Source organism: Vibrio sp. 10N.247.311.51 (genome assembly GCF_041467855.1).
Classification (GTDB): Bacteria; Pseudomonadota; Gammaproteobacteria; order Enterobacterales; family Vibrionaceae; genus Vibrio; species Vibrio coralliirubri.
Genome location: NZ_JBFSVK010000008.1, coordinates 112,630 through 128,420 on the forward strand (window position 1 = coordinate 112,630; position 15,791 = coordinate 128,420).

The 15,791-nt window shown below is 44.0% G+C and carries 15 protein-coding genes; 6 read left to right on the forward strand and 9 right to left on the reverse strand.

The genetic code is table 11. The features are described 5' to 3' along the window. Positions 1-127: 127 nt before the first annotated feature. Together treB and treC are read left to right on the forward strand one after the other, a co-directional pair. A complete protein-coding gene (gene treB, locus AB6E85_RS09770) occupies positions 128-1,552 on the forward strand; it encodes a PTS trehalose transporter subunit IIBC (protein ID WP_372142456.1) in 1,425 nt (474 codons plus the stop codon). A gap of 141 nt (positions 1,553-1,693) precedes the next feature. Next, positions 1,694-3,379 carry an alpha,alpha-phosphotrehalase gene (gene treC, locus AB6E85_RS09775; protein ID WP_372142458.1) on the forward strand — a complete coding sequence of 562 codons (1,686 nt, stop codon included), beginning with the start codon at positions 1,694-1,696 and terminating at the stop codon, positions 3,377-3,379. Between the two features lie 136 nt (positions 3,380-3,515). Here the strand turns inward: treC and AB6E85_RS09780 are convergent, their stop codons facing one another. The 3 genes from AB6E85_RS09780 to AB6E85_RS09790 all read right to left on the reverse strand — a co-directional run bounded on the left by AB6E85_RS09780 (position 3,516) and on the right by AB6E85_RS09790 (position 6,777). Beyond that, positions 3,516-4,424, reverse strand: coding sequence for a hypothetical protein (locus AB6E85_RS09780; RefSeq protein ID WP_372142459.1), 909 nt, complete (start codon positions 4,422-4,424; stop codon positions 3,516-3,518). A gap of 102 nt (positions 4,425-4,526) precedes the next feature. After that, the gene (locus AB6E85_RS09785; protein WP_372142461.1) at positions 4,527-6,092 is read right to left on the reverse strand and encodes a transcriptional regulator; all 1,566 of its coding nucleotides are present in this window, start codon (positions 6,090-6,092) and stop codon (positions 4,527-4,529) included. 82 nt (positions 6,093-6,174) lie between these two features. Then, complete coding sequence (locus AB6E85_RS09790; protein WP_017060757.1) at positions 6,175-6,777, reverse strand: YitT family protein; 603 nt, start codon at positions 6,775-6,777, stop codon at positions 6,175-6,177. Between the two features lie 347 nt (positions 6,778-7,124). Here AB6E85_RS09790 and glyA point away from each other — a divergent pair, with 347 nt between their 5' ends. Further along, on the forward strand, positions 7,125-8,375 hold the full coding sequence (gene glyA / locus AB6E85_RS09795; RefSeq protein ID WP_048612231.1) for a serine hydroxymethyltransferase: 1,251 nt from the start codon (positions 7,125-7,127) through the stop codon (positions 8,373-8,375). Positions 8,376-8,717: 342 nt separating this feature from the next. On the opposite strand, the gene AB6E85_RS09800 is transcribed toward glyA, so the two are convergent. The 6 genes from AB6E85_RS09800 to tsaA form a co-directional block, all read right to left on the reverse strand. Beyond that, positions 8,718-9,044: a hypothetical protein gene (locus AB6E85_RS09800; RefSeq protein WP_019819867.1), complete on the reverse strand. Its 327-nt coding sequence runs from the start codon at positions 9,042-9,044 to the stop codon at positions 8,718-8,720. Between the two features lie 232 nt (positions 9,045-9,276). Next, positions 9,277-9,468, reverse strand: coding sequence for a DUF4250 domain-containing protein (locus AB6E85_RS09805; protein WP_010436438.1), 192 nt, complete (start codon positions 9,466-9,468; stop codon positions 9,277-9,279). 1 nt (position 9,469) lies between these two features. After that, positions 9,470-9,673, reverse strand: a complete 204-nt coding sequence (locus AB6E85_RS09810; protein WP_008222923.1) for a YaeP family protein — start codon at positions 9,671-9,673, stop codon at positions 9,470-9,472. A gap of 169 nt (positions 9,674-9,842) precedes the next feature. Then, positions 9,843-10,532: a tellurite resistance TerB family protein gene (locus AB6E85_RS09815; protein WP_372142462.1), complete on the reverse strand. Its 690-nt coding sequence runs from the start codon at positions 10,530-10,532 to the stop codon at positions 9,843-9,845. A gap of 176 nt (positions 10,533-10,708) precedes the next feature. After that, entirely contained in the window at positions 10,709-12,427 is a 1,719-nt protein-coding gene (locus AB6E85_RS09820; protein WP_372142464.1) for a proline--tRNA ligase, read from the reverse strand. Between the two features lie 101 nt (positions 12,428-12,528). After that, complete coding sequence (tsaA, locus tag AB6E85_RS09825) at positions 12,529-13,224, reverse strand: tRNA (N6-threonylcarbamoyladenosine(37)-N6)-methyltransferase TrmO (RefSeq protein ID WP_050619947.1); 696 nt, start codon at positions 13,222-13,224, stop codon at positions 12,529-12,531. A gap of 124 nt (positions 13,225-13,348) precedes the next feature. On the opposite strand from tsaA, the gene AB6E85_RS09830 reads away from it, so the two are divergent. The 3 genes from AB6E85_RS09830 (at position 13,349) to AB6E85_RS09840 (ending at position 15,710) form a co-directional block, all read left to right on the forward strand. Then, entirely contained in the window at positions 13,349-13,609 is a 261-nt protein-coding gene (locus AB6E85_RS09830) for a type B 50S ribosomal protein L31 (protein WP_009847432.1), read from the forward strand. A gap of 1 nt (position 13,610) precedes the next feature. Beyond that, a complete protein-coding gene (gene ykgO, locus AB6E85_RS09835) occupies positions 13,611-13,736 on the forward strand; it encodes a type B 50S ribosomal protein L36 (RefSeq protein ID WP_004734365.1) in 126 nt (41 codons plus the stop codon). Positions 13,737-14,123: 387 nt separating this feature from the next. Beyond that, positions 14,124-15,710, forward strand: a complete 1,587-nt coding sequence (locus tag AB6E85_RS09840; RefSeq protein ID WP_048606691.1) for an AbgT family transporter — start codon at positions 14,124-14,126, stop codon at positions 15,708-15,710. Positions 15,711-15,791 lie beyond the last annotated feature (81 nt).

Consider the following 15,791-nt stretch of genomic DNA (forward strand, 5'->3'; position numbering starts at 1 on the left):
ATTTTAATTTATCATTCATGCGGGCATTATAATAACCGTAATTGGGAATGTTCCCATAAGTATAAATCTGAGCGGTTATAGCTGCATGGTTTAGATGAGTAATTGAATGAAACCAGGGTGGGGTAGTATGAGTAAGATAGCGAAGCAAGACGTTGCGCGTCTTATCGAGTTAGTCGGTGGTAAAGAAAACATTGCGAGTGTCAGCCACTGTCTGACTCGACTGCGTTTTGTATTGAACGATACAGAGCAGGCCAACAAAGCTGAACTCGAAAAACTGAAGCTAGTAAAAGGCTGTTTTACTAACGCAGGCCAATTCCAAGTTGTGATTGGCACTGAAGTTGATGAAGTGTACGCACTTCTGATTGAACAGACAGGTAAAGAAGCATCATCAAAAGATGAGGCGAAGCTGGCTGCTCGTCAAAACATGAACTTCCTTGAGCGTGGTATCTCCCATTTAGCCGAAATTTTCGTACCACTGCTGCCTGCCATCATTACTGGTGGTTTGATTCTTGGTTTCCGTAATGTGATTGGCGACATTCGCATGTTCGACGGCAAAACCTTAGTTGAAATCAGTCAATTCTGGGCAACCGTTCACTCTTTCTTATGGTTGATCGGCGAAGCTATTTTCTTCTTCCTGCCGGTTGGTGTGTGTTGGGCAACGGTTAAGAAACTCGGCGGAACCCCTATTTTGGGTATCACGCTCGGTGTGACCTTGGTTTCACCACAACTCATGAACGCATACATGATAGGTAAATCGGTACCTGAGGTATGGGATTTTGGACTGTTTGTGATTGAGAAGGTCGGTTACCAGGCTCAGGTGATCCCAGCAATGTTAGCAGGTGTGGCTTTAGCGTTCATTGAAACCAATCTTAAGCGCATCGTCCCAGCTTACTTGTACCTAGTGGTTGTGCCATTTGTATCGATTATTTTGTCTGTGATTCTAGCGCACGCTTTCATTGGCCCGTTCGGTCGTATGTTAGGCGATGGTGTGGCATTCGCGGCTAAAGCGGCCATGACAGGTGACTTTGCGATTCTTGGCTCAGTGGTATTTGGCTTCCTTTACGCACCTTTGGTCATCACGGGTATTCACCACACCACCAACGCGGTGGATCTGCAATTGATGCAAGACTTAGGCGGCACACCAATCTGGCCTTTGATTGCACTATCAAACATTGCACAAGCATCGGCAGTAGTCGGCATCATTATCTTGAGTAAGCGTGAAGGTGAACGAGACATCTCGGTTCCTGCGGCAATCTCAGCCTACTTAGGTGTAACAGAGCCTGCGATGTACGGTATTAACCTTAAATACAAATTCCCAATGCTCAGCGCAATGATTGGTAGTGCTTTTGCAGCCGCAATCTGTGGTAGCGCGGGTGTGATGGCGAATGGTATCGGTGTCGGCGGCTTGCCGGGCATCCTATCGATTCAACCTCAATATTGGTCGATTTACCTAGTCGCGATGCTGGTGGCGATAGTACTGCCTATCACGTTAACCCTGTTCCTTTACAAGCGAGCCCAATCCAAGGGTGAGTTAGAAACCGCGAACGCGTAATGCATTTAATAAGCGATGACTCCAATGTGAGTTATCGCTTTTTCTCTTAGTTATAGCTTTTTCTTTTAGTTATAACGGCTATTCGACCATGATTTGCATGGTGATTTTCATTTTATATTTTCTGGTAAGTGAGTGTTAGAGATGGCGATGACTGAACATGATGAAAGCTGGTGGAAAACCGCAACCATCTATCAAATCTACCCAAAGAGCTTCTGCGACAGTGGCAGTAAGGGTACTGGCGATATCAAAGGGATCATTTCGAAACTGGATTACCTCAAACATTTGAGTGTCGATGCGATTTGGCTAACCCCGGTTTACGCATCACCAATGATCGATAATGGCTACGATATCTCAGACTACTACGCGATTAATCCTCAATTCGGCACCATGGAAGACTTCGACTTATTGCTGTCTGAAGCGCACCAACGTGGTATTCGTATCGTGATGGATATCGTGGTAAACCACACCTCGACAGAGCATGCATGGTTTCAATCTGCTTTGGGTGACAAAAACAGCCCGTACCGCGATTACTATATCTGGAAAGATTCCGTAGATGGTCAAGCACCAACTAACTGGCAGTCTAAGTTCGGTGGTAATGCGTGGGAACTAGATGAGGCGACTGGGCAATACTTCCTACACTTGTTCGCCAAAGAACAGGCTGACCTCAACTGGGAGAACCCGGTTGTACGCGAAGAAGTGAAAGACGTTATCAGCTTTTGGGCAGAGAAGGGCGTTGACGGTTTCCGCTTGGATGTGATCAACCTGATTTCGAAGCAACAAGATTTCCCTAACGATGATATTGGTGATGGTCGTCGTTTCTATACCGATGGTCCACGTGTGCACGAATACCTGAAAGAGATCAGCGAAGCAGTATTTCAGAAGTACGGTAGCGTGACCGTCGGTGAGATGTCTTCAACCACGTTGGAACATTGTCAGCAATACTCAAACGTTGATAACAGCGAGCTATCAATGGTGTTTAACTTCCACCACCTTAAGGTCGATTATACCAATGGTGAGAAGTGGACTAATGCGCCATTCGATTTCTTACAGCTCAAATCGATCTTTAACCACTGGCAAACTGGCTTGAATGGCAAAGGCTGGGGAGCACTATTCTGGTGTAACCACGACCAACCAAGAGTGGTGAGCCGATTAGGTAACGATCAGCAATATCGCGTTGAATCAGCCAAGATGCTCGCCGCTTCTGTGCATATGATGCAAGGCACACCTTATATCTATCAAGGTGAAGAGATTGGCATGACCAACCCTGGCTATACTGAAATTAGCCAGTATCGTGATGTTGAGAGTACCAATATGTACGACATCATGGTGAACCGTGATGGTGTGGCGCATCAAGATATGATGGCGATTTTAGCGCAGAAGTCTCGTGATAACTCTCGTACACCAATGCAATGGAACAGTGAGCCTTACGCAGGATTCTCACAAGCTCAGCCATGGCTTGATGTTGCGAATAATTACTCTGAGATTAACGCTGAGCAAGCACTTGAAGACAAAGACTCTGTTTTCTATTTCTATAAGAGTTTGATTGAGTTACGTAAACAAGTGCCAGTGATTACGGATGGCAGTTATCAAGATCTACTGCCTGATCACTCATCCATTTTTGCGTATGTACGTGAGAACGACGGGCAAACTTTGCTGTGTATTAACAACTATTATGGTGAAGAGGCGGAATGCGTTTTACCGGAACGTTTTGATATGAGTAAGGCGAAGAGTCTGTTGTCTAACTATCAACAAGCGAACACTTCAGTTGCATTACATCATCAAGTGTTACGTCCTTACGAGACTCGTATTCTCTTGATTGAAGGGTAACCTTGTTTCATTTCAATAAGCCTAATTCTGATTCCCCTTAAAGGATTAGGCTTCTACAAAGGCTTTGGAGTGCTCCCCAAAGCCTTTTTATTTTTGCAGTTAGCTCGCGGTTAAGCTTAGTGAATCTAAGTCAAGGCTAGCTAATTGAGGTTAGTATCGCTGCTGATTCTTCGATCGTAGATTGTTCTACAGACATCAATTCAATCTGTTCAATCAAACCGATGCTAGGGTTGAACCAGCGCTCTGATGATGTGCCAAATTGTGTTGAATCCATACCTTCACAGTTGATGTAGTAGGTGTTTTTCTCCGTAAGATTCGCAGCTTCGATGGATTTACCCGAAACAGTGAAGCTTTTACGTACACCTGTTTCATTGATTTCTTGCTGCCAAGTAACTTGGCATGACGCATCAGTTCGCAGGCTTGATACCCACGAGTTATCTTCAAAGTCATTCAGCATGTTAGCGACGGCTTTGCCATCTAACGTCACCTGCAATGAAACGGTTTCCTCACTGATATCAATGATTGGGTTACTCTCTTTTACGTCAGTTCCCTTCAAGCGGAACAGTGGGCTGCTGTACATCATTCTTGTGATGTATTGGCTACCAATAAAGTAGGCATTGGTGATTTCATGTAAACCGCGATCAGGGCCTGCAAAATAAATGCTGCCGTCTTCTTGTGTACCTTCAACATTCGTCATGATGTCTTCAGAAACATAAAATTCGGTGATGCCGTAATTGATCAGGTCATTGATAACTTGAACGACCGCTTCATTGCCAGCCTCCTCTTCTAACCCTGCAATAATGAGCTCACCGCTTAAAGGAGTGAAGTTCATTGTCATCATGCCTTCAGTCTCACCATCTTTGGTAAACGAGTAGCCCAATGTTGTTTCTGGTCTAGGGGAAAATGCAGAGCTCGCAATAGGGTAATCAACCTGACTGCTTGGACCTTTATTACCATCTGTAGAACCAGAAGAAGAGCCGCCTCCACCGCCACAACCATAGAGAGCAAAGAGAGAGGTCGCTAGTAGCGTCATTGTTTTTTTCATGTTGAACATTCCTAAAGTTGGAAGCCCTTGGTGGGCCCGATGTTTTTAGGAATGCTATTGTTTGAGGAGTAAATAGGGCAAAAAACGAAGTCACATAAGATCTTAATTTATATTTAAGTTACTTATTTTAAAGGTTTTTTCTTTATCCTTTGAGAACTGTTGCCCGACAGCGGTACAGTAGTTAAGCATTAATTTTTCCCACTGCTTTATGATTAAAGGCTCTTTAACGCTTAGCTTTAAGCTCTTCCAAGGTTGTAGGCAGGTCGATTTGGATTCCGGTTTAGATAGCCGAGCGAATAGCTCTTCGGATGGAACCACTCTCAATAACGCAACCAGCGACTCCATGTAGTTGAGGCGGAACTTCTCCATGTTGCCTTGCTTATAAGCAATGTGAGAAACCATCATATAAACCAACGCATTTTCGATCGTAGAGTTTCCTGAGGTATTGGTTAGGAGCTCTTTTGCGGTTTGCAGGTCTCTCAGTTTGAAATGAATGATACCAACCCACAGTTTGAGTTCGTCCGGTAGTAACTTAAATCGAGTTTGAACAAGATTGGTGAACGCAATGAGCTTCTTCTGATCCGTTTCAAATAGAGCAAGTTGTCGTGCAATCAGAGTAGACGTCATGGTGTTGAGCTCGATGCCATCAAACGTGATGGCTTTTCCACTCAGTAAGTCGCTGACTTCGGTATTATCGACTGACCATTCTGGCGACAATGGTGCGGGCAGAGCAAAGTAGTTAGCCAACTCTCGGTTGATCTCCATAACGCTGCTGCTGATGTTATTAACATCAATAGAGTAAACCCCACCAAATGCCAGCTTCCCTGAGTTTGGGTAAATCAGGCTTATTTTAGCGACAAGGCGCTTATCTACTTCTTGATCCTTCAACTGAATGTTAAGCAGGTAATCACTGGTACGCATGTTCTTGGCGCCCGGAAAGAAGGGAGAGCTATCTATAGGGTCAAGGAAGTAGCTTGGCGCATCTTGGTTAGCAAGATCGGTGTAGGCGTATTCAATCTGCTGTTGAAGTATTAATGCTTTTACGACTTTTCGGTATTTTCTGGAATTATCGCCAATGGCATCCAATCGATTCAGAAGAAGTTCGACCTTAGGAATCAATCGTTGGTCGCGTTCGACTTCGGAAGCACGAGTCGAAGATTGCCAAAGCATATAACCCATTACCGCTGTGCTGATCAGCAAAACCAAAGACACCACAACAAGCCAAGGATTAACCGGATTGGAGGTAAATCCTTTTTGACTGGTTGGAGATTCTATGGCGGTATCATCTGCTTCGGTATCTGGGGAACTCGCAGCAAAGCTAACCGAACTTGGGTTAAGGAAGTAACCCTTGCGTGGGTAAGTCACCAGTATTTTGGTCGCGTCGCTATCTGGTAGGTGTTTTTGAAGTACTGAACGTAAGGTACTGATTCGGTTTGTCAGAACATTTTTAGAAATGAAGTTACTTTGCCATACAGATTCAATGATGTGCTCAGCAGCGAGCGGTTCACCCACGCTAGTCAGAAACAGTTCGAGTAATTCAATAGAACGAGGTTCTAAATCGATGACCTGCTCGTCGCAACTTAAGACTCGTGTGTTGGGGTTGAATTCCAAGCCTTCAATATAAATAGAGGCTTGTTGGTCTTTGGCGCTAGAGAGGTAATCTTGCATAGAAAAGGCGACGGTTTATAAAACCTAAATTCTAGCTGTTTTTGTTATTAAAAACAGCTAGTAATTCACAGGGTGATTGGTATTAAGATGCGTAATTCACCGAGTAGCGAGTTGGTTTGTGGTTCATTGCCAATACAATGTTCAATACTGCGGTACCTAATACAGATACGGCAATCACCCAAGGTGACACAAAGAAGAACGATGCAAACAGAATACACGCATCAATACCCATTTGTGTTTTACCTACCGAGATACCGTAGCGGTCTTGGATAAACAAGCACAGTACGTTGAAGCCACCCAGACTTGAGCGGTGACGGAATAGGATTAGCATACCTAAGCCCATTAATAAGCCGCCGGCAACAGCACAATAGATCTCGTTATGAACTTCTAGCGAGATAACTAAGTATAAATGATCGGCAAACACAGAGACTAAAGCACCAGAAATCGCACTGCTAATAGCAAAGCTACGGCCGAATCGTTTCCATGCTAATAAATAGAATGGACAATTGGCAACAAAGTACAAAATACCAAAGGTTACAGGCAAGAATTGACTCAAAAGCAGAGCCAAGCCAGTAGTACCACCGGTAAGCAGGTTCGCTGACTGTAAAAAGAAGACGCCTAACGCCACTAAAAACGTGCCAGTGAGAATCGCTACCCAATCTTCTTTACGTGAGTGTTTTTCCATCGTTTTTATAATTACCTAACCAATAAAGGCGTGCATAGTAGAGAAAAACCTTAGCTTTCGGTAGCTTGAGGTACAAAATTAAGGTAAACCTATGTAATCTGCGTTTTACAGGGTGTAAAGCGTAAAATTGACAGTAAGCGTCATCTTTGGTTGGATAAGCCAAATAACCATGATGAATCTTATATGTGATTATGAAAAAACTGCATGATAAAATTGCAATTAGCTCTTTATGACCTAGATCAAATTATGTAGAATGCGTCACATCAAAACGGTGACGGAAACGTTTGCTTTCGGTCGTTGTGTGGTTTTTTTGAAACTTTCAGTACAATCTGAGTCAGGAGATACAGATGCTTAAGCGTGACATGAACATTGCTGATTACGATGCGGATCTATTCGCAGCTATCCAAGAAGAAACTCTTCGTCAGGAAGAGCACATCGAACTTATCGCTTCAGAAAACTACACAAGCCCACGTGTAATGGAAGCTCAAGGTTCTCAACTTACAAACAAATACGCTGAAGGCTACCCAGGTAAGCGTTACTACGGTGGTTGTGAGTACGTAGATAAAGTTGAAACTCTAGCAATCGAACGTGCATGTGAACTGTTTGGCGCTCAATACGCAAACGTACAACCTCACTCAGGTTCTCAAGCAAACAATGCTGTATACATGGCACTACTGAATGCTGGCGATACTGTTCTAGGCATGAGCCTTGCGCACGGTGGTCACCTAACTCACGGCTCTCCAGTAAACTTCTCTGGTAAGCTATACAACATCATCCCTTACGGTATCGATGAAGCAGGTCAAATCGATTACGAAGAGATGGAAGCGTTAGCTATCGAGCACAAACCTAAGATGATCATCGGTGGTTTCTCAGCTTACTCTCAAGTTTGTGATTGGAAGCGCATGCGTGAAATCGCTGACAAAGTAGGTGCTTACTTCTTCGTAGATATGGCTCACGTTGCTGGTCTAATCGCTGCAGGTGTTTACCCGAACCCAGTTCCACATGCTCACGTTGTAACAACGACAACGCACAAAACGCTTGCTGGTCCTCGTGGCGGTCTTATCCTTTCAAACGAAGGCGAAGATCTTTACAAGAAACTAAACTCAGCAGTATTCCCTGGCGGCCAAGGTGGTCCTCTAATGCACGTTATCGCTGGTAAAGCAGTAGCGTTCAAAGAAGCTCTAGAGCCAGAGTTCAAAGAGTACCAAGCTCGCGTAGTTGCTAACGCAAAAGCAATGGTTGCTGAATTCCTAGCACGCGGTTACAACATCGTTTCAGGTTCTACAGAGAACCACCTGTTCCTAGTTGACCTAATCGACAAAGACATCACAGGTAAAGAAGCAGATGCAGCACTAGGTGCAGCGAACATCACTGTGAACAAGAACTCAGTACCAAACGATCCACGTAGTCCGTTCGTTACTTCAGGTATCCGTATCGGTTCTCCTTCTATCACTCGTCGCGGTTTCTCAGAAGCAGACGCGAAAGAGCTAGCAGGTTGGATCTGTGACATCCTTGATAACATGGGCGATGAGTCTGTTATCGAAGCAACGAAAGCAAAAGTACTAGAGATCTGTAAGCGTCTACCGGTTTACGCTTAATTTTTCTTCGTAGTAATTTGAACTTCGTTGTCGAGCATGCTCACTTACATCCGTAAGCTCCGCGTGCTCTCCTAGAATTTCAAACGACTACTTTGAAAAACGATGAATTTGAAGGCTCCTGTTGGGAGCCTTTTTTATTGGTCTGGTAACTCTCAGAGAGTGAACGAATTTCTGTATTAGCGCAAACTCCGTGTGAGCTCCTTGAACTTTGCTCATCTACTTTGAAAAAAGAGTTTAAAGGTTCCTTTTGGGGCCTTTTTTGTTTTTGAAGATTGGTTATTGCGGGTGCTAAAAAGGGCTGATGCTTGCACATCAACCCTTTGTGGTTTTCTTATGTTGGTTCTACTTTCTGATGCTAAGCAGGGTGCCAGACTTACACTTGAATGAGTAATAATGGCGGCTCTCGTTGAATTTGCCTAAGCCTTCGCCGTCACAGTAGTCGATGTTGATATCACGCATCACTTCTAGCGTGTCTTCGTTGTTTAAAGCGAATTTAGAGCCATCAGAGCAGACAATGCGTACTCTTTCATCGTGGCTTACTGAGTAAATATCGACTTCGGTGTTACACAGCTCAAAAGAGGCTTCACGAAAATTGTCTTGCTGTGTATTTGAAGCGCAACCTGCAGTCAGTGTTGCAGCGAAAACTGCCAAAAGTCCGAGTCTTTTCATTGTTAATCCTTCGCTATCATCAGATTGGGTGATGAGTTTTATATGCTATTTCAGGTAGCCTATACAACAATACGCTTTGGTTCAAGGAGCGTTCGTTGACTCTAAGATATAAAAGTATAGATGTAGACAGATAATTTATAACTGGCTAACTACATGTTTATCCAATACGTATAACCAATAAAAAAGACCAACACTGAGGTTGGCCTTTCAAAATCAAGCGTGTTCTAAATGACTATCGAAACTGTTTGGCTTCTGGAAGGAACTCAAAACCAGCAGACGCAAGTTTAGCGATCAATGCTGCTTTATCGATCTCGTAGAAGTTGACCACTCGATCCAAATCACCACCGAAGTCGTCACGTAGCTTCATGTTGACGATGCTCATCAACATTACAGGATCCATCTTTTCAAAATTAGCGAGGTTCATATTAGTCCTCGAAATCTGAGATCAGCAGGTTTGCAGCGGCAAATGCTGCACGCTCACGCGCTTCTTTAGGAAGAGATTCATCTGCAGCAAGGTCATTCAATGTTTTTACCGCGCAGGTGATCGCTTTAGGGATATAGCCTTGGTCGCCACTGCCAATTTGAGAATACAGTTCACGCACCAAATCACAACAATCGTATACTTTCATTTTTATACCTAACCAAATGATAACTGATCTCAATATACACATAGAGATAAGCAAAAACAAAGTGGATCTGATTAAGTTCAGAGTTAGTTTGTTCTTGCTCAATATCTCATTCTGTTGATGCTCAACGTATCACTTTGCTAGCTTGTTGACTAAGCCGGATATTGACTGCTTAACCAGAGATTTGCTGTTCAAGTTGATAAGTAACTTCATCAGCAAGGTTGAGTTGCTTGGCTAACTCTTTGAGGTAGGCCTTCTCCATGAAGTTTTGTTCATCCGCTACAATCAAAGACGCTAAATAGATCTCACTCGCTTGTTGAGGTGAGGTCGCTAGCTGAGCGATTTCGCTTGGATCGAGCGGTTTGTGCAGCTCTTCAGAGACCAATTTCGTCAGTTGATAATCGGCACCCATATTTTCAACGGCTTGCTCGATCTTAGCCATCTCTTCTTCATCAACATGACCATCCGCTTTGGACGCTGCAATCATCGATCTGAGAATCAGCACGCTATGGTTTGAGTCGTTCTCATCAAATTGAGCTTGTTCGGCATTCGGTGTTTTGCCTTGTTTAGACTGGTAGTCGTTGTAGACTTTATAAGCGAGAGCACCAAGTGCTGCTGCGCCACCAATGCCAGCGGCTTTCTTACCCATTTTCTTGGTTTTCTTAGAACCCATTAACGCACCTAACAGTCCGCCGCCAACTGCGCCTGCACCGAAGGCTCCGAGCGTACTTTTACTGCTACTCTTGCCATTGCTGCCTTGAGAAAGGCTACTTAAACTTGAAGACCCTTGTGAAAGTTTCTGAGTGCCTTGTTTAACGAGATCTGATTTAAGTGCTTGGTTCAGTAAGCTTTTGATATCCATCGATACCTCCAATGGTGAGCATGTTCAAAAAGTTGATGACACCAATATACGGATTTGAAGATGAACAGGGGATTAACTTACGTTATTTACTCTAGGGATAAATAGAAGGGAAACGACAGGCACAAAAAAGGCCACCTAATGGCAGCCTTTCAATGTTTATCTAGTCAGCAATCTAATTACTTAGCTAGTTGAGCGTTAAGGTGCTCGATAACCGTGTCCATTGCGATAGCTTCTTTATCACCAGTACGACGGTTTTTGTATTCGAAGTTGCCTTCGTCCATGCTGCGATCGCCGATAACGATAGTGTGAGGGATACCCACTAGCTCGATATCTTTAAACATTACACCTGGGCGCTCTTTACGGTCATCGAATAGTACTTCGATACCCATAGCGGTTAATTCAGCGTATAGCTTCTCAGCTGCTTCTTTAACACGCTCAGATTTGTGCATGTTCATTGGTACGATAGCAACTTGGAATGGTGCTAGTGCGTCTGGCCAAGTGATACCGAATTTATCGTGGTTTTGCTCGATAGCAGATGCAACAACACGTGAAACACCGATACCGTAACAACCCATTTCTAGGATTACGCTCTTACCATCAGGACCAAGCACGTTACAGTTCATTGCTTTAGAGTAAGTGTTACCTAGTTGGAAGATGTGACCAACTTCGATACCGCGCTTAAGCTGGATAGTACCTTGACCACATGGGCTAAGGTCGCCTTCAACAACGTTACGTAGGTCTTCAACTTGAGCAAGCTCAAGGTCACGACCCCAGTTGATGCCGAAGTAGTGCTTGCCATCTACGTTTGCGCCAGCGCCGAAGTCACTCATTACAGCAACAGAGCGGTCAACGATGAATGGTAGTTCTAGGCCAACAGGGCCAAGTGAACCAGGACCAGCACCAACAAGTGCACGGATTTCTTCTTCAGAAGCCATCTCTAGCGGAGAAGCAACCTGTGGAAGGTTCTCTGCTTTCACTTCGTTCAGTTCGTGATCACCACGGATGATTAGCGCGATGATATCAGCGTCTACTTCATCAGAAGCTTTAACGAATAGAGTCTTAACAGTCTTCTCGATTGCTAGACCGTGTTGCTCTACCAATTCTGCGATTGTTTTTGCGTTTGGCGTATCAACCAGTTCCATCTCTTGAGTTGGCGCTGCCGCTTTAGTCGTTGGAGCTAGTGCTTCTGCTTTCTCAATGTTCGCTGCGTAATCAGATTCTGAAGAGAATGCGATTAGATCTTCGCCGCTTTCAGCAAGAACGTGGAATTCTTGAGAGCCGCTGCCGCCGATTGCGCCAGAGTCTGCCAATACTGGACGGTACTCAAGGCCCATGCGGTCGAATGCTTTACAGTAAGCATCGTGCATCGCTTGGTAAGACTTTTCTAAGCCTTCTTTATCGATATCAAAGCTGTACGCATCCATCATAGAGAATTCACGTGCACGCATTACGCCAAAACGAGGGCGGCGCTCATCACGGAATTTAGTCTGGATTTGGTACAAGTTTAGAGGTAGCTGTTTGTAAGAGCTGATCTCGTTACGTACTAGGCTCGTTACCACTTCTTCAGCTGTTGGGCTAAGAACAAACGGGCGAGAGTGACGGTCTGTGAAACGAAGTAGCTCAGGACCCATCTTTTCAGAACGGCCAGTCTCTTCCCAAAGCTCAAACGGTTGAACTACGGGCATCAAGATTTCAACGGCACCTGCATTATCGATCTCTTGGCGAACGATATTTTCGACTTTACGCAGTACACGTAGACCAGTAGGTAGCCAAGTATATAAACCTGAAGCTAGCTTACGGATCATACCTGCACGTAGCATCAGCTGGTGGCTGATAACTTCTGCGTCGTTTGGAGTCTCTTTCAGAGTAGAAAGAAGGTAGTTACTGGTACGCATTCTATGGTATCCGTTTCATCATTGATAAAAGAAAACTTGCTGTCGTTCGTGACCACAGCAAATCTGATATAGCCGCATATAATATCAGCCTATTTGGGATCTCAAAAGCGTTCAATGTCAGTTACATTGATGAAAAGCGTTTCAACCACGAATTTCACGTTAAGATCGAACAAATTTACCGCATATTCTTTGTTGTCAGGCTTACCTTTCTTATAGGCAGGGCGAGGGTCTTGGCCTAATACTTCTTTGATCACCTGAATGATATGGCGCGCTTGTGGATGGCTTGCGAGCTTACTTTGCGCTTGCTGCGAAAAGTTAACGTCGAGCACCTCTGGTTCGTCGGCGGCGAACCCTCCCAATGCATCCGGAATCGAATCTGAGTAGGGGATATAAGGCTTGATGTCGATGATCGGTGTACCGTCTACTAAGTCGACGCTGCCGAGATCCAACCAAGTTTGTCCTTTTTCTTGAGACACACCTTTTAGTTCAACCGCAGACATGCCAATTCCATTCGGTCTGAAAGTGGCACGAGACGCGAATACACCAATACGTTCATTCCCGCCAAGGCGAGGTGGCCTCACAGTTGGTTTCCAGCCTGCTTCAAGGTTCTTGTCGAACAGAAATAGTAACCAAACATGGCTAAATTGCTCGATATCACGAACAGACTCAAGGCAGTTTGCTGCATCAACCAACCTGACTCTTGAGGTGGATGTGGGTACCAACCTAGGCTGTCTTGGCACAGCGAACTTCTCTTTATAAGGAGACTCAATAAAGCCAACAGGTTCAATGGTGTACATAGTTGGGTGTTCTCTGATTACGATTAAGACGGAAAAATATCATAAAATCGCTTGTTTTTCTTTTGATAATAATTATCATTTGAAATGTTATAACATATCAAATTAGTTATTTAAGGGAAATACAATGAAACCGAATATCCATCCAGATTACCGTCCCGTGGTTTTTCATGACACCAGTGTCGATGAGTACTTCTTAATCGGCTCAACGCTAAAAACAGACCGTACTATCGAATGGGAAGACGGCAATACTTATCCTTACTTCACGATTGAGGTGTCGTCAAAGTCGCATCCTTTCTATACGGGTAAACAACGAGTGCTACATAAAGAAGGACGTGTTGCGAACTTCACTCGTCGTTTTGGTCAATTAGGTAAGGGAGCGAAATAGAATGAAAGTTGTGAAATCACTTAAAAGTGCGAAAAGTCGCCATCCTGATTGCCAGATAGTAAAGCGCAGAGGTCGTCATTATGTTATCTGCAAAACCAATCCGAGATTCAAAGCGGTTCAGAAATAGTCAGTCAAATTGATGTGACGCGAGTGTAAAAACGAGGGGAAAGTCAAACTTCATTCATTTGTCTGTTTTTCTTTTCCCTCGAGAAGAACCTGACAGAATATTGCGTATTAACTTAGAGTATGGCGTGTTTTATTTTCAAGTGAATCAATGGGTTATATTATCAGTTATATTTGTAGTGAATGTGTATTTGTGAATTATAAATCTAGATTTTGTATTTAATGTAGATTTATTTGCTAATTAATTGTTCAAATAGAGTTAAAAATCGCCGTTTGTTACACATTTTGTAACATTTTAAATTTCTAATTGATAATTTTGTCGCGTACCCTTCGCTGGCAATTTGAACATTTTTGTCACAATTGCATAGGAATCACTACAAGGAGGGAACTGATGAGTTCATCAGCTTCAATAAAAAACAACTCGCCAAAGAAACCTATTTTTACCCGTTTTCTCGATGGTGTTGAATATTTGGGGAACCTATTACCCCACCCGATCACTCTTTTCGCAATCTTCTGTGTCGCTATTCTAGTTACTTCAGGTATCGCAGGATATTTTGATGTGTCTGTTATGGACCCTCGTCCAGAAGGTGCTCCAGGTCGTGCTGCTGACGGCATGATCTACGTTGTAAGCTTACTTAATGCTGAAGGCTTACAGCTCATTGTTACTAATCTAGTGACAAACTTTGTTGGCTTTGCGCCATTAGGTACCGTGCTTGTTGCAATGCTAGGTGTAGCGATTGCTGAGCACTCAGGTCTATTATCTGCGGCGATGCGTGGCATGGTAATGGGCGCATCTAAGCGCATGGTTACGGTAACCGTAGTTTTTGCCGGTATTATCTCTAACACGGCTTCAGAGCTTGGTTATGTAGTACTTATCCCGCTTGCAGCAATGCTTTTCCACTCTTTGGGTCGTCACCCATTAGCAGGTCTAGCGGCAGCATTTGCTGGTGTATCTGGTGGTTACTCTGCAAACCTTCTAATCGGTACGGTTGACCCACTGCTTTCTGGTATCACAGAAACAGCAGCACAAATGATCGACCCGACTTACAGCGTTGGTCCTGAATCAAACTGGTACTTCATGTTTGTTTCTACTTTCTTCATCGCGATTACAGGTGCATTTGTAACTGAGAAGATTGTTGAACCAAAACTGGGTAAATACAATGACGAAGAAGCGTCTGAAGATTTATCAAATGATTCAATGGGCAAACTAACAGACGTTGAGAAGAAAGGCCTTAAGCTTGCGGGTATCGCAGTGCTAGCGGTTTCAGCGCTTCTTGCTTGGACGATTGTTCCAGCTGATGGTGTTCTACGTTCAGCAGCAGGTACGGTTTCAGGTTCTCCATTCCTGAAAAGTATCGTAGCGTTCATCTTCGTATTCTTCGCAGTTCCTGGTTTTGTTTACGGTAAAGTTACCGGCACAATGAAAACAGACCGTGATGTAATCAATGCAATGTCTAAGTCTATGTCTTCAATGGGCATGTACATCGTACTTGTGTTCTTCGCTGCTCAGTTTGTTGCTTTCTTCAAGTGGACTAACTTCGGTCAAGTATTCGCAGTTGCAGGTGCTACTTTCCTACAAGATATCGGCCTAACAGGTCCAATGTTGTTCTTCGCATTCATCCTAATGTGTGGCTTCATTAACCTGATGATCGGTTCAGCTTCTGCTCAGTGGGCAGTAACAGCGCCAATCTTCGTTCCAATGCTAATGCTAGTAGGTTACGCGCCTGAAACGATTCAAGCGGCTTACCGTATCGGTGATTCAACAACCAACATCATTACTCCAATGATGAGCTACTTCGGTCTTATCCTTGCTGTAGCGACGCGTTACATGAAGAACCTAGGTATCGGTACTCTGATTGCAACTATGCTTCCATACTCAATCGTATTCTTGGTTGGTTGGAGCTTAATGTTCTACGTTTGGGTATTCGTATTTGGTCTACCAGTAGGCCCAGGTGCTGCAACGTACTACACGCCTTAGTCTTAAGGTTCAGATTTGTCTATAAATGGCTCGTTCCTAAAGACAATTCTTGCTTACAGATAGCTCTCGTATAGAGAACAA

Bases quoted from the DNA above. Each gene is read 5' to 3' on its own strand.
- AB6E85_RS09785 (WP_372142461.1), bottom strand. From the start codon at position 6,092: ATGCAAGATTACCTCTCTAGCGCCAAAGACCAACAAGCCTCTATTTAT.
- AB6E85_RS09790 (WP_017060757.1), bottom strand. From the start codon at position 6,777: ATGGAAAAACACTCACGTAAAGAAGATTGGGTAGCGATTCTCACTGGC.
- glyA (WP_048612231.1), top strand. From the start codon at position 7,125: ATGCTTAAGCGTGACATGAACATTGCTGATTACGATGCGGATCTATTC.
- AB6E85_RS09840 (WP_048606691.1), top strand. From the start codon at position 14,124: ATGAGTTCATCAGCTTCAATAAAAAACAACTCGCCAAAGAAACCTATT.
- AB6E85_RS09805 (WP_010436438.1), bottom strand. From the start codon at position 9,468: ATGAACCTCGCTAATTTTGAAAAGATGGATCCTGTAATGTTGATGAGC.
- AB6E85_RS09815 (WP_372142462.1), bottom strand. From the start codon at position 10,532: ATGGATATCAAAAGCTTACTGAACCAAGCACTTAAATCAGATCTCGTT.
- treC (WP_372142458.1), top strand. From the start codon at position 1,694: ATGGCGATGACTGAACATGATGAAAGCTGGTGGAAAACCGCAACCATC.
- AB6E85_RS09800 (WP_019819867.1), bottom strand. From the start codon at position 9,044: ATGAAAAGACTCGGACTTTTGGCAGTTTTCGCTGCAACACTGACTGCA.
- AB6E85_RS09830 (WP_009847432.1), top strand. From the start codon at position 13,349: ATGAAACCGAATATCCATCCAGATTACCGTCCCGTGGTTTTTCATGAC.
- ykgO (WP_004734365.1), top strand. From the start codon at position 13,611: ATGAAAGTTGTGAAATCACTTAAAAGTGCGAAAAGTCGCCATCCTGAT.
- AB6E85_RS09780 (WP_372142459.1), bottom strand. From the start codon at position 4,424: ATGAAAAAAACAATGACGCTACTAGCGACCTCTCTCTTTGCTCTCTAT.
- AB6E85_RS09820 (WP_372142464.1), bottom strand. From the start codon at position 12,427: ATGCGTACCAGTAACTACCTTCTTTCTACTCTGAAAGAGACTCCAAAC.
- AB6E85_RS09810 (WP_008222923.1), bottom strand. From the start codon at position 9,673: ATGAAAGTATACGATTGTTGTGATTTGGTGCGTGAACTGTATTCTCAA.
- treB (WP_372142456.1), top strand. From the start codon at position 128: ATGAGTAAGATAGCGAAGCAAGACGTTGCGCGTCTTATCGAGTTAGTC.
- tsaA (WP_050619947.1), bottom strand. From the start codon at position 13,224: ATGTACACCATTGAACCTGTTGGCTTTATTGAGTCTCCTTATAAAGAG.